Source organism: Ornithobacterium rhinotracheale DSM 15997 (assembly GCF_000265465.1).
In the GTDB taxonomy this organism is placed as follows: Bacteria; Bacteroidota; Bacteroidia; order Flavobacteriales; family Weeksellaceae; genus Ornithobacterium; species Ornithobacterium rhinotracheale.
In genome coordinates this window covers 1,787,428-1,801,410 of sequence record NC_018016.1, presented here as the reverse complement: position 1 = coordinate 1,801,410, position 13,983 = coordinate 1,787,428, and the positions used below count along the sequence as shown (strand labels likewise).

The window sequence follows — 13,983 nt, the reverse complement described above, 5'->3', positions numbered from 1 at the left end:
TATTTTTTTATAGATAATTTTTTGTTGAGAATTATAACATTCCTAATTCAAATTTTGCTTCTTCGCTCATCAACTCTTGCGACCATGGCGGGTCAAATGTAATTTGCACAGTTGCTTTTTCTACACCGTCGATATTTCCGATTTTTTCTTCTACTTCGGCTGGTAGCGACTCGGCTACGGGACAATTGGGCGTAGTGAGCGTCATCAAGATTTTAGCCTCGCCCGCTGTGCTAATGTGCGCATCATAAATTAAGCCTAATTCGTAAATATCTACTGGAATTTCTGGATCATAAATGGTTTTAAATACCTTTACCATTTCTTCGCCCAAATCGTGTATTTGTTGATTTGTAAGTTCTGCCATTTTGTGATTTTTATTTAGTACAAATATAATTAATTGTTTTAAATTTTTAATCCAAAAACAAAAAAGCGTCTTTCGATAAAGAAAGACGCTCCATGTGTATTTTACAAAAAATGATTTTATTTAAAATCTGCTAAGCTTACGCCTTTGTTCACCTCCATGTTTTTCATGGTAGTTACTATTTTTTGCCCTGCTACTTCTTGCGTTACAACAAATGCAAATTTCACTCCATCTACAGATTTATAATCTTTGTAAGAGGTGATAATTTCCATCGGACCTTGTGGTGTATCTACAGAAACACTATTTTGCACCAATAATTTAGATTTGGCATCGTAGTATTCATAAGTTTTTAAATCTCCCACAGGCACTTCAACTTTGTAAGCTAATTTTCCATCAATAGTAGCTGTGCCTACTAGCTTAGCCTCTTTATCTGTATAAAATGCTTGAGGTACAATTCCTTTTTTAGCAGATTTTTCTGCTACATCTTTTCCAGATTTTTCTGAATTCCCCATCATGCCAGAAGTTTTCTCAACCTTTCCATCGAAAATGGTGGTAACGATTACGGCTCCGTTCATTTTAAGAACAGTTTTTTCTAAGTTTGGCGCGTAGTATAAAACTTCTCCTTCAAGTGGTTGTGGAGCGGCTCCTTCTAATGTAAAGGCAGCTTTTACACTTTTAATGTTTTTCACTTTTTGAGCTCCACCAATCGCTTGCACATAATCTGCTAAAACTTTTTGTGCAGTGAGTCCCGCAGGAATTGCTACTTGATTTTTAAGTGGATTTCCAGTTTTTTCGCCTAAACGATTGTAGAAATTAATTGGATAACCTAATTTTTCTAATCCTGGCAAAACATCTTCTGCTTTCCCTACTACTACGATTCGAGAGTTTTCTGCTCCAAAATATTTTTTAGCCGCAGCTTGCACTTCTTCTAAAGTTACAGCACTGATGTTTTTGATAAAGTTTTCGTAGAAATCGGCAGGTAATCCTTGAACCTGGATTTGTAATGCTTGGTTAGCAACCACGCTAGGTTTTTGTGCATTCATCACAAAAGAACCAATGTAAGTAGCTTTTGCTCTGTCAAGCTCTTCTTGCGTTACAGGCTCTTTTCCGATTTTCTTAATTTCGTTCATCATTTCTACAACGGCACTATCTGTCACGGCGTTACGCACAGCTGCTGTTGCTGTAAAGTTCCCGATTTCTTTGTCTGGAGAAATTCCTGAATAAGCACCATAAGTCCAGCCGTGAGCTTCTCTTAAATTAGCAAATAATCTTGCATCGGCTCCACCTCCCAAAATTTTATTGGCTAAAACGGCTGCAAAATAATCTTTGTCTTTAATTTTTAAATCTACCACATTCAAAGCAGCGATTTCTGTTTGCACCGCATTTGGCATATCGATGAAATCGATTTGAACATTTGGTAAATTTTGTGGTTTGGCATAATTTACTTTTTTGATGCCTTTTGGCTTCCAAGAGGCTAAATCTTTTTCTACTAATTTCTTTACTTCTGCCAAAGTAACATCTCCTACTACGACTAAATATGCATTTTCTGGTGAAAAATATTTATTATAATAGTTTTTCACATCGTTGAAGGTAACATTTTGCAATGTTTTTTCAGTTGTAAATTCACCATAAGGGTGATCTTTACCAAATGCCAAAGCTGAACGAAGGTCGTTTGCCACTTTCTGAACATTTTTCTCAGAAATTCTAATATTTTCTAAGGCTTTTTCTTTTTCTTTCTCAAATTCAGTTTTAGACAAACGAGGGTCTAATGCTGCACTGATTACTAAATCGAATACTTTAGGAAAATAGCGAGTAAGCGTAGTTGCACTGGCTCCAGAAGCATACACATTGGCATTGGCTCCATAGAACTCTAATTCTTCGTTGAAATCGTCTTTGGAAATCTTTGAAGTTCCGTTCCCCATAATAGCACTTAGCATTTGAGAAACTCCTTTTTTATCTCCTTGCAACAATGGCGGATTATCCATAGATAAGTAGAAGCTCACAGATGGCAATTTGTGGTTTTCTACCACCATTACATGCAATCCATTGGCTAATTTAAACTCTTCTGGCTTAGTGATTTTCACTGTAGGTGCAGGACCTGGCGTAGGTCTCACCGAGCGATCGATTCCTTTGTTCACCTTGGTTGTAGTTTGTGGTTCTGCTGTCTTTTCTGCTTGTTTAGTCGAAGTACAAGCGGTAACAAATAAAGCGGAAAGTATTGCGATTGATAATTTTTTCATAGGTTTATTTTTTATCATTTTTTTGTTCTGGTAAATATTCCAAAATCAAAGATTGATTTAAATTGAAGTATTTTCTTGCTACTTCTCTAATTTCCTCTCTTGTGATTGAACGGTAAATTTCAATTTCTTTGTTGATTAAAGAAGTGTCTCCGTACAACATATAATTGGTAGCCAATGAACTCGCGATACCAGAAATGTTTTTGTTTTGATTTACGAATGAATTTTCAAAAGAGTTTTCCACCTTTTGGTATTCTCTCTCAGAAATTAAATTAGTTTGTAAATCTTTAATTTCTTTTTCAAAAGCTTTCAAGATTTGCTCCTTGCTTGTTTTTCCGATAGGCAAAGCATAGAACATATAAGTACCATAATCTTCTTGCCCATAATTGAAAGAAGCCGCTTCTAATGCAATCTTGTTATTGTCTACCATATTTTTGTAGAGTCTCGCTGTTTTTCCACCGCTTAAGATTTGAGAAATCATGTCTAGAACATAAGCATCTCTCTCCTTCATACTTGGTGTTCTGAACGCCAAAATGTACATTGGGGCTTGGATATTTGGATCATAGAATTTAGCTTCTTTTTGTCCAGTAAACGGATCTTCCTGAATGTGCGGACGCTCAATGGCTGGTCCTGCTGGAATGTCTCCAAAATACTCTTGAATCCATTTTTTAGCCTGTGCCACATCAAAATCTCCTGCCACGACAAGCACCGCATTGTTTGGAATATAGAATTTCTTAAAGAAAGCTTTAAACTCATCTAAAGTTGCTGCATCTAAATGCTCCATTTCCCCAATGGTAGTGTGCTTGTATGGGTGTTTTTGGAACATATTTTCTTTGATAGCCTTCATCATATTTCCGTAAGGTTGGTTATCCACACGCATACGCTTTTCTTCTTTCACCACCTCATTTTGGGTATCTACCCCAATTTGGTTGATCACTGGGTGGAACATTCTTTCTGATTCCATCCAAAGGGCTAACTGTAAATTATTTGAAGGAAAAATTTCGTAATAATAAGTACGGTCATCTGTGGTGTTAGCATTCATTTGTCCCCCGTTAGAAGAAACGATCTTGTCCCACTCGCCACGCTTAATGTTCTCGGTTCCTTCAAACAAAAGGTGCTCAAAAAAGTGTGCAAAACCTGTTCTATCTGGTCGCTCATCCTTGGCTCCCACATGATACATTACCGAGGTGATTACCGTAGGTGCAGAAGTATCTTTGTGCAAAATTACATGCAATCCATTAGATAAATCATACTCCTCGTAATCAATTTTTTGTGCATTGGTCAAAAGGCTTGCTCCCGCCAAAAATGCACCCAATAAAACTTTTTTCATTGTCATTATATAAAATTTATTTTACTTTATTAAAAATGATGCGCGTAAAGATAAGTTTTTTTCACATTAAACCATTAACTTTTTATTATTTTTGCATTCATTCTTTAACGATGATTTAAAACTAAAATCCTATTTAATTTTGGATTTAATTTATTCAGTATAAAAAAACAAACAATCTATTTGGAACAATAATTGAAAGTAAACGCAAAAACACAATTAACTATGAAGAAAACAGCATTTGGTCTTGTAATTATGTTTCTCATGCTCATCGCTGCATGTACGCAAAATCCCATTACGGGAAAATCTAACTTTCTGTTGGTGAGCAATGAATCTTTGATCCCAATGGCTTTACAACAATATCAACAAGTTTTAAAAACTCAAAAACTTTCTACCAATAAAAAGCAAACTGCCATGGTGAAAACCGTGGGAAAAAATATACAAGGTGCTGTGGAAAGATATCTAAAAGCTCAAAATAAATTAGATTTTTTAAACGGCTACCAGTGGGAGTATAACTTAATCGAAGATAATCAATTAAATGCTTGGTGTATGCCAGGGGGCAAGGTAGCTTTCTATACTGGGATTATGCCCGTTTGCCAAAACGACAACGGTGTAGCTGTGGTTATGGGGCACGAAATCACCCATGCCTTGGCTCAGCATAGTGCTCAGCGTGCCACTCAGGCATTGATTGCTCAAGGTTTGCAAGTAGCTGGGAACATGGCTATAAACGATAATAGATATAGAAATGTGTTTAATTCGCTGTATCCCGTGGGTGCACAGGTAGGAATCTTGGCATACTCAAGACAAGCTGAATTAGAGGCAGATAGAATTGGGCTTACCTTAATGGCTATGGCAGGATATGACCCTAGAGAAGCTCCTAAATTCTGGGAACGAATGGAAGCTCAAACTCGCAACGGTCGTCGTCCGCCAGAGTTTCTCTCTACGCACCCTAACCCAGGTCGAAGAATTGAACAATTAAAGGCTGAACTGCCAAAAGCATTACAACTTTATAACCAAGCTACAGGCAAGCAGGTTAGCCTCAATTAAATCATTTTTATAAAAAAATAAAAGTTCAAAAAAAAACGCTCAATTGCTTGAGCGTTTTTTAATTTTTATTTCAAAACATGTTTTTCGACTACTTTTCGCATTGAGCGAAATCCGATTTTATCTAAATCTATTTCATCTTCGCTTAGCCACATCACATCTTGAATTTCTGAATCTTCTTTTTTGAGCACCACATCGTGGTCGAGCACAATTTTAAAAATGACATCAAGTGTGCGATAAGGAATATTTTTAAACAAATAATCATTTGCCTCCGTGTCGATCAATTGCAAATCACCAATATTTAAATCTAAATCCAATTCCTCTTTTAGCTCGCGCACTACCGCCTCTGCCGCGGTCTCCCCTGGATCTACAAAACCACCTGGAAAATCCAATTTCCCCTTAGCAGGTTCGTTATTTCTTACGGTAAAAAGATATTTTCCGTTTCGCTCAATAATCACCATTACAGCCGCTGCCATATTGTGATAATAAACAAAATCACAATCCTTACACTCGAAACGGTGAGAATTGATAAATTCATGATTCTCGGAACCACAATTGAGACAATATTTAAATAATTCTGCCATTTTAAATAGGTTTATTCAGCTTGCAAAGTTAAACTATCTCTATGACTTTCGTTCAGTAAATGGGCATTTTTTACTTTTTCTAAATCTACGGGATATTTCCCTAAAACTCCCGCTAATGAAAACGCAGAATACACCGAGCGGTTCCGCTGATTGCCAAGAGCCACAATGGTGAGCGTATCTTGCTCCCCACGCACATAGCTAGTGTAATTCCCATGCCACCACCCATTGTGGTACAACAACTTATCGCCAGAATCCCATTGCATCATTCGGATACCTAGTCCATAATTTTTCACGCCTTCTTTCTCGTTGCTATAGCCTTTTTTCATCAAAGTTTTCAGCTCTGGCGTCAAGAAATTATCGGCATACATTGCTCGGTCGAGTTGCAAAATATCTCTGGGCGTTGAATATATATTCTTATCACCATAAATGGCATCTAAATCGCTTTCTGGCCACAATTCTCCTTTAAAAGTATAGGATTTTGAAACCTCTCGTGGATTTTTGTAATCGAACACAAATGTATGATTCATCCCAAATGGCTCAAAAACCATTTTTTGCATCGCAATGGGATAACGCTCTCCTGTTACCTTTTCTATGATTAAAGCCAAAAGGGCATAATTGGTATTGCTATAGCTAAAGTTTTTATTGGGCTGATTATGAACTTGGCATAAACCATTTGCTAAATATTCTAGCACATCATAATTGTTTTTCATTTTATCTTCTCTCCAAAATCGCTTGTGCGGCTGAAAATAAGCATAGTTTTGCAAACCGCTACGATGCGTGAGCAAATCACGAATCGTGACATCCTTATATGGAAAAGCAGGCAAAACATTTGACACCAATTGGTCTAACTTTAATTTATTTTCTTGCACCAAACGCAACACCGCCACCCCCGTCAAAACCTTGGAAATAGAGGCTAAATGAATCGGCGTGTCTTGGGTTAATGCTTTATTTTTTTCTTTGTCCGAAAAGCCTATGTACTTTTCATAAATAATTTCGCCATTTTTGGCAACCAAAAGCCCTCCACTCACTTTATTGGCTTCCCAATAATTTTTATAAAAAGCATCTAAATACGATTTTTTTTCACGCTTAAACGCAGCCAAAGCTTTTTTATTATATGGTAACTTTACATCTGGTTTAGCATAAACAGGGTAGGACAATGCTTCTTTTGAGCCCACAGGCGAAGTTGCATCGCTTTTGGAATTACACGCAAAAAGCAATGCAACGCATAGTGTATAAAAAATCAATCGCATGGAAGTGCTCCTTTACATTCCCATTTCGGCTTTAAACTGCTCTAGGAATCGCACATCGCTTTCAAAATACATACGAATATCACTAATTTGGTATAAAAGCAACGCAATACGCTCTAAACCAAGACCAAAAGCAAATCCGCTGTATTCTTCTGGATCGATATTTACATTTTTAAGCACATTAGGATCTACCATACCACATCCCATGATTTCGAGCCAGCCAGTACCTTTCGTCATTCTATAATCGGTTTCTGTCTCCAATCCCCAGTAAACATCTACCTCAGCACTTGGCTCAGTGAATGGGAAATACGATGGACGAAGTCTGATTTTTGACTTACCGAATAGCTCAGTGGTAAAGTATTGCAAAGTTTGCCTTAAATCAGCAAAAGATACATTTTTATCAATGTAAAGCCCCTCAATCTGGTGGAACATACAGTGCGAACGCGCAGATATCGCTTCGTTTCTATACACACGACCTGGTGACAAAATTCTAATCGGCGGCTCGTTGTTTTCCATGTAGCGAATCTGAACAGATGATGTGTGCGTGCGCAACAAAACATCTGGATTTTGCTGAATAAAGAAAGTATCTTGCATGTCCCTTGCAGGGTGATATTCAGGTAGGTTCAGTGCAGTAAAATTATGCCAATCATCCTCGATTTCTGGCCCGTCTGATAGGGCAAAACCGATTCTTTTAAAAATCTCAATAATTCTATTTTTTACAATGCTGATTGGGTGCTTGCTTCCTAAAATAAACGGCTCCCCTGGCTTGGTGTAATCCTCTTTTTGGCTTTGCGACTCGCCACCAGCATTTTGAGATTTTAAGGCGTTGATTTTTTCGGTAGCTTTTTGCTTTAATTGATTAAGTGCTTGCCCCACTTCTTTTTTCTCTTGGTTAGGCACTTCTTTGAAACGGGCAAAAAGACCGTTCAACAAACCTTTTTTAGCCAAAAATTTTATTCTAAATTCTTCGATTTCTGCTGCTTTCTCAGAGCTAAACTGCTCAATCTCCTGTAAGTAAGATTTTATTTCTTCTATCATCTTTTGCTAGATTAAAGCCCAAAAATACAAAATTCATACTTAATTCATTGGGAAATGCACATAAAAAAAGCCGTTCAAAACATGAACGGCTTAATTTTCAATTATTTAAAATATTTTATCGAAGCTTATTTCACGCTAACTTCCTTATCTGCTAGAATGTTCACCTTCAATGCAACATTGTCACGAATTACGACACCTTGCTTTCCTTCGAAATTAACGCCGAAATCTTTTCTGTTAATGCTAAATTCTTCTGAATTCAATTGTAATTGATCTCCTTCTACAGAAACATTTGCTTTTACTGTGATGTTTTTCTCAATTTCTCTTAGTTTTAAATTTCCGCTAATTTCTGTATTGTACTCCCCTTCGATTGGTTTTACAGAAGTGATTACAAAAGTAGCTTCTGGATATTTTTCTACATGCAAGAAATCTTCAGACTTTAAATGTCCGTCCAATTTTGCTTTGCTATCTGGATCATCATTTAAGTCTAAACTCTCTAAACTCGCTACATCGATAGTGAAAGTTCCCGAAGTCAACACTCCGTTTTCTACTCCTACCTCACCCGATTTAAATTTAAAAAATCCGTTGTGTCCTGCTTCTTTGTTTTCAGATTCATAGAATTTAAAGGCACGCCATTCTACATTTGATTTTTCAGTATTCACTGCAAAAAGACTTGCGCTCTCGCTTGGCTGATTGGTTACCTCTACAGCATCTGTAGCCTCAACTGCTTGTTTTTTCTCACAAGAAGTAAAACCTACTAAACCGGCTGCTAATACTACTAAAACTGATTTCTTCATAAATTAAAAAATTTTGTGTTTTTACAAAGATAGTAAAAAAAATGATATAAATCATAACACCTTCAATTAAATTTCCCTTTCCACCAACGAAAAAACTAAACAAAACACTCACAATCAGAAGATAATACAAAAAAACGCCTTTCCTCAATTTCTTTTCACGATTCTGAATCAAGTTTAGAATGACAACAATTAATTAAAAATCCAAGTTCTTAATGATGTAAAAAACACCGAAATCCGATTTTTAGTTTTTAAAAAATAGGCAAAAATCCATTTTTTCTATTCACGTGGTGAGAAAATCTATTTAACTTTATTTCCTAATACCACTTATAATATTTATTTTTACCTTTGCATAATACAGATTTATCTATGAGTATTACAAAAAACGACATAAAAGACATTTTAGAAGCCATGGGGCTTATGCAGTGGGTGAAAAACCTGCAAATTATGGGAGGCAAAATCATGATTGATGCGGAGTCTCCTTCGCCTACTATGCACGACAAAAAGAAATTGGAAGAGGCACTTACTGCTGCCATCAAAGATAAATTACCTGAAGCGGATTTGGCAATCAAAGTTACTGCCAAGCCTACCCCAAAACAGGCTCCCGTTTCGCCTGAAAACCCAAAGATTTTAGGCAAGAAATTAGACGGCGTTCAAAACATCATCGCAGTAGCGTCTGGTAAAGGAGGCGTAGGAAAATCTACCCTTTCATCTAACCTTGCGATTAGCCTTAAAAACATGGGCTTTTCGGTGGGATTGCTTGATGCCGACATCCACGGGCCGTCTATCCCGTTGATGTTTGATGTAGAAAATGCTAAACCACAATCGGTTGAAGTAGATGGCGTTTCAAAAATTCAACCTGTGGAAAGTTATGGCGTAAAATTGCTTTCTATCGGATTTTTTGCCGATCCAGAGCAAGCAATTGTTTGGCGTGGAGCAATGGCTTCTAAGGCTTTACAACAATTGATTCACGAAGCAAATTGGGGGAAATTAGATTTCCTTATCATTGATTTACCTCCGGGAACAGGCGACATTCAATTATCACTTGTTCAGCAACTTCCTATCACGGGTGCAGTTATCATCAGTACGCCACAGCAGGTGGCACTTTCTGATGCTAAAAAAGGTATCGGCATGTTTAAACTAGATGCCATCAATGTTCCTGTTTTAGGTATTGTAGAAAACATGTCTTACTTTACACCGGCAGAATTACCTGATAATAAATACTACATTTTTGGCGAAAATGGAGCTAAAAACTTAGCCGAGCAAAACGGCGTTCCGTTCTTAGGAGAAGTGCCAATTGTTCAAAGCATTCGCGAGGCGAGCGATGTGGGAAGACCTGCCGCATTGCAAGGCAATACCATTGCAAGCGAGGCTTACCGAAATATTGCTAAAAACATGATTGAAAGCTTGGCGGAAAGAAACACAAATTTACCACCGACTGAAATCGTACGTATCACCACCATGGCTGGATGTTCAACCCAATAAAGTTTAAATTTTATGCAAGAAGATTTAAGAATTAAAGTACAAAAGGCATTAGACGAGATTAGACCTTTCTTGAAATCAGATGGGGGCGACATCGAACTCATCGACATTGCAGACAACATCGTTACCGTGCGCCTGCTCGGTGCGTGCATGGGCTGCAGTGTAAACCAAATGACACTAAAATCTGGCGTGGAAATGACCATAAAAAAACACGCCCCAGAAATTAAAGAAATTATAAATTTACAATCGTAGTGAAAACAGAACTAAAACAAGTAGTAATCCTCTTTGCTGGAGATTCGGGTGATGGTATGCAGCTCACGGGTTCACAATTCACCAATACCTCTGCACACATTGGTAATGACATAAGTACATTTCCAGATTTCCCTGCCGAAATCCGTGCCCCAGGTGGCACCATTGCAGGCGTTTCGGGATTTCAATTGCATTTTGGTAGTGTCAAAATCACCTCGCCGGGAGATGGATGCGATGTTTTAGTTGCCATGAACGCTGCGGCTCTCATCAAAAATCAATTTAAATTAAAACCCAACGGAATTGTAATTGCCAATACCGAAGGCTTTAATGCTAAAAATTTAAGACTTGCCAAAGTGGAAAATAATCCACTTGATGAGGTGAGAAAACATGCCAAAGTCTACGAAATCGACATTACGCAACAGACTAACGAAGCTTTGAAGGATTCTGAACTAGGCACCAAAGACAAAGACCGAACTAAAAATATGTTTGCGCTCGGTTTTGTGTATTGGTTATATAGTCGTCCGCTAGATTTCACTATCGACTTTTTGAAAAATAAATTTGGCAACAAGCCCGAAATTTTAGATGCCAATATTAAGGTATTAAAGGCTGGATATCACTTTGGAGAAATCAGCGATACATTCACGGAAAGATTCGAAGTAAAGCCCGCCAAGATGCCCGCAGGAAAATACCGAAATATTACGGGAAATCACGCACTAGCCATTGGACTTGTGGCAGCGGCACAAAAAGCAAAACTAGATTTATTCTATGGCGGATATCCAATTACGCCAGCCTCAGATATTTTGCACCATTTAGCTAAATATAAAAATTTAGGCGTAAAAACATTTCAAGCAGAAGATGAAATTGCGGCAATGGCATCGGTTATTGGAGCTTCGTATGCGGGAGATTTAGCCGTTACTGCCTCATCAGGACCTGGAATTGCTCTAAAAACAGAAGCCATAGGACTTGCCATCATGCTTGAATTACCGTCTGTAATCGTAAATGTTCAGCGTGGAGGGCCTTCTACTGGTTTGCCAACCAAAACAGAACAAGCCGACTTACTGCAAGCCGTGCATGGACGAAATGGTGAGGCTCCGCTCGTGGTGATTGCTGCCAAATCGCCAAGAGATTGTTTCCAAATGGCATACGAGGCATGTCGCATTGCGCTTGAGCACATGACCCCCGTGATGTTGCTATCTGATGGCTATTTAGGTAATGGCTCTGAACCTTGGAAATTCCCAACTGCCGAAGATTTGCAAGAAATTCACCCAAAAACAGTTTCTCCACAAAACAAAGATCCTTTCTTGCCTTATTTAAGAGATGAAAATGGCGTGAGAGATTGGGCTATCCCTGGCATGCCAGGATTGGAACACCGCGTGGGAGGACTGGAAAAACAAAACTTAACTGGTGACGTGAGCTACAATCCAGATAACCATGAATTTATGGTAAAACAAAGGGCAGAAAAAATCAATAAAATTCAGGATTTTATTCCACAAGCTACCTACGAATGTGGCGATGAAAATGCCGATGTATTGATTTTAGGGTGGGGAAGCACATACGGCTCTATTTTGGCAGCCACTCCTCTGCTTGCTCAAGATGGAATTTCGGTAGCACATGTCCAGCTGAATTACATATGCCCATTCCCTAAAAACTTAGGCGAAATTTTAGCTAAACATAAATATGTGATTGTCCCTGAAATCAATCAAGGGCAATTGGTGAAATTGATACGAGATGAATTCTTGGTAAATGCTTTAAAATTAAATAAAACTAAAGGAACGCCGTTTACGGCTACCGAAATTTATGAGGGTGTAAAAGAATTGATCAAATAGTATCTATACCGTGAACGCTGTATTTTGGCAAAGATTTTGCCTACACATTGTTAAAAATTAATAAAAATGAAAAAAGCATTCTTACTTTTCATCATCTTGACGCTTAGTTTTGCTCAAGCACAAACCAAAGATGGTGAATTTCTAAAATACAGAGTTCATTATGGTTTCTTAAATGCTGGTTTTGCTACCCTAAAGGCTAAAGAGGTGAAACACAATGGGTCTCCTCATTGGCACATCGTAGGAAAAGGTAGCTCCAGTGGAGCTGTGCGCGTTTTCTTTAAAGTAGATGATCGCTATGAAACTTTTATAGACAAGCTTACCTTTAAACCGAGCAAATTCATTCGAGATATTAACGAAGGGGGCTATACCAAAAACAAGGTTTTAAACTTTGATCATAACAAAAGATATGTTTATGAGCATAATCTAGAAAATGGAAAAAAAACCACTTATAGCTACAACACAGAGATTCAAGACATGCTTTCTGCATTTTATTATCTCAGAACCATTGCCAACACAGATTTTGCTGTGGGAGGCACCAAAAACATCAATGTCTTTATGGATGGACAAATTTATCCATTTAAGCTAAAAGTTTTAGGCAGAGAAAATATTAAATCTCGATTTGGCACCATCAAATGTATCAAAATGCGCCCTTATGTGCAGAGTGGTCGCGTGTTTAAAGAGCAAGAAAGTGTCACAATTTGGGTAAGCGACGATGCCAATTTGATTCCTATTTTGCTACAAGCAGAATTAGCAGTAGGCTCTCTAAAAATGTCTCTCTACGAATATAAAAACATCCAAACTCCCCTAGTTTTTAAATAATGCTGAGTGTAAAAAACCTTTACTTTAACTATACTACGGATGTTTCCGTTTTAAGAAATATTGATTTTGAAATAGATAGCACCGAACGCACCTGTATTTTGGGCGAAAGCGGAAGTGGAAAATCTACTTTATTAAAGTTGATTTATGGTATTCTAGACCCCGATGAGGGCGAAATTATCTTTAATGGAGATAAAGTCAAAGGCCCTAAATTACAGCTCATTCCTGGGCACGACGATATGAAATATGTGGCACAAGATTTCGATTTGTCGTTGTATATGACTGTGGCTGAAAATGTAGGGAAACACTTGAGTAACATTTATCAAAACAAGAAAAAACAGCGTGTAAGCGAAATCTTGGAAGTACTTTCGCTTTCAGATTTTGCCCACAGAAAACCCGTAGAATTAAGTGGTGGGCAGCAGCAGCGTGTTGCCATTGCTCGCACCCTTGCCAAAATGCCCAAAATGCTGATTTTGGACGAACCATTTAGCCATCTAGATGCTGCATTGCACATCAAAATTCGACAGCAATTGATGGAATATTGCGAGGAGCAAAACATGGGCGTTCTTTTTTCTTCGCACCGTGCCGATGATGCACTTGGCTATGCCGATCGCTTAATCATTATGCGAGAGGGCGAAATTCTACAAATCGGTACGCCAAAAGATGTGTACCTTTCTCCAAAGGATTTGTATGTAGCCGAACTTTTTGGAAAAGTGAATTACTGGGACGAGACCGACTGCCAAAAATTAAACATCAATAATCCAAATGGCGAAAAGTGTTTAAGTTATTTACACGAAATCAAAATATCGAATTACGGCGTTTCTTCTACCGTGAAACACAGCAGATTCGTGGGGCGAGGTTACGAAATCACACTTGATGTCGATGGCACGCAAGTAATTTGCTATGCCGATGAGCCATACACCAAAGGAGAAGCTTTATCTATCGAGATTCAAAATTATCGTTTTGTAAAGAATTAAGCCCTCA

General features: G+C 37.9%; 13 protein-coding genes. 6 read left to right on the top strand and 7 right to left on the bottom strand.

Translation table 11 applies throughout. The features are described 5' to 3' along the window. Positions 1 to 31 precede the first annotated feature (31 nt). The 3 genes from ORNRH_RS08645 to ORNRH_RS08635 form a co-directional block, all read right to left on the bottom strand. A complete protein-coding gene (locus ORNRH_RS08645) occupies positions 32 to 361 on the bottom strand; it encodes a DUF59 domain-containing protein (RefSeq protein ID WP_014791471.1) in 330 nt (109 codons plus the stop codon). A gap of 116 nt (positions 362 to 477) precedes the next feature. Continuing rightward, positions 478 to 2,598, bottom strand: coding sequence for an insulinase family protein (locus ORNRH_RS08640; RefSeq protein ID WP_014791470.1), 2,121 nt, complete (start codon positions 2,596 to 2,598; stop codon positions 478 to 480). Between the two features lie 4 nt (positions 2,599 to 2,602). Continuing rightward, the gene (locus tag ORNRH_RS08635) at positions 2,603 to 3,925 is read right to left on the bottom strand and encodes a M16 family metallopeptidase (RefSeq protein ID WP_081484561.1); all 1,323 of its coding nucleotides are present in this window, start codon (positions 3,923 to 3,925) and stop codon (positions 2,603 to 2,605) included. A gap of 222 nt (positions 3,926 to 4,147) precedes the next feature. On the opposite strand from ORNRH_RS08635, the gene ORNRH_RS08630 reads away from it, so the two are divergent. After that, entirely contained in the window at positions 4,148 to 4,969 is an 822-nt protein-coding gene (locus ORNRH_RS08630; protein ID WP_014791468.1) for a M48 family metallopeptidase, read from the top strand. A 65-nt stretch (positions 4,970 to 5,034) separates the two neighbouring features. Here the strand turns inward: ORNRH_RS08630 and ORNRH_RS08625 are convergent, their stop codons facing one another. From ORNRH_RS08625 to ORNRH_RS08610, 4 genes are all read right to left on the bottom strand, one after another. After that, positions 5,035 to 5,550 carry an NUDIX hydrolase gene (locus tag ORNRH_RS08625; RefSeq protein WP_014791467.1) on the bottom strand — a complete coding sequence of 172 codons (516 nt, stop codon included), beginning with the start codon at positions 5,548 to 5,550 and terminating at the stop codon, positions 5,035 to 5,037. An 11-nt stretch (positions 5,551 to 5,561) separates the two neighbouring features. Continuing rightward, complete coding sequence (locus ORNRH_RS08620) at positions 5,562 to 6,800, bottom strand: serine hydrolase domain-containing protein (protein WP_014791466.1); 1,239 nt, start codon at positions 6,798 to 6,800, stop codon at positions 5,562 to 5,564. A 12-nt stretch (positions 6,801 to 6,812) separates the two neighbouring features. Beyond that, the gene (gene pheS, locus ORNRH_RS08615; protein WP_014791465.1) at positions 6,813 to 7,835 is read right to left on the bottom strand and encodes a phenylalanine--tRNA ligase subunit alpha; all 1,023 of its coding nucleotides are present in this window, start codon (positions 7,833 to 7,835) and stop codon (positions 6,813 to 6,815) included. A gap of 125 nt (positions 7,836 to 7,960) precedes the next feature. Then, positions 7,961 to 8,629 (bottom strand): YceI family protein, encoded by a 669-nt coding sequence (locus ORNRH_RS08610; RefSeq protein WP_014791464.1) that lies wholly within the window; start codon positions 8,627 to 8,629, stop codon positions 7,961 to 7,963. A 366-nt stretch (positions 8,630 to 8,995) separates the two neighbouring features. Between ORNRH_RS08610 and ORNRH_RS08605 the strand changes: the two genes are divergently transcribed. The 5 genes from ORNRH_RS08605 (at position 8,996) to ORNRH_RS08585 (ending at position 13,976) form a co-directional block, all read left to right on the top strand. Then, the gene (locus ORNRH_RS08605; RefSeq protein ID WP_014791463.1) at positions 8,996 to 10,111 is read left to right on the top strand and encodes an Mrp/NBP35 family ATP-binding protein; all 1,116 of its coding nucleotides are present in this window, start codon (positions 8,996 to 8,998) and stop codon (positions 10,109 to 10,111) included. 12 nt (positions 10,112 to 10,123) lie between these two features. Next, the gene (locus ORNRH_RS08600; protein ID WP_014791462.1) at positions 10,124 to 10,360 is read left to right on the top strand and encodes a NifU family protein; all 237 of its coding nucleotides are present in this window, start codon (positions 10,124 to 10,126) and stop codon (positions 10,358 to 10,360) included. Continuing rightward, positions 10,360 to 12,183, top strand: a complete 1,824-nt coding sequence (locus ORNRH_RS08595; protein WP_014791461.1) for a 2-oxoacid:acceptor oxidoreductase subunit alpha — start codon at positions 10,360 to 10,362, stop codon at positions 12,181 to 12,183. The genes ORNRH_RS08600 and ORNRH_RS08595 overlap by 1 nt, the downstream gene beginning before the upstream one ends. A gap of 66 nt (positions 12,184 to 12,249) precedes the next feature. Then, on the top strand, positions 12,250 to 13,002 hold the full coding sequence (locus ORNRH_RS08590) for a DUF3108 domain-containing protein (RefSeq protein ID WP_014791460.1): 753 nt from the start codon (positions 12,250 to 12,252) through the stop codon (positions 13,000 to 13,002). Further along, positions 13,002 to 13,976, top strand: a complete 975-nt coding sequence (locus tag ORNRH_RS08585) for an ABC transporter ATP-binding protein (protein ID WP_014791459.1) — start codon at positions 13,002 to 13,004, stop codon at positions 13,974 to 13,976. Before ORNRH_RS08590 ends, ORNRH_RS08585 begins: the two co-directional genes overlap by 1 nt. The last annotated feature ends 7 nt before the right edge of the window (positions 13,977 to 13,983 follow it).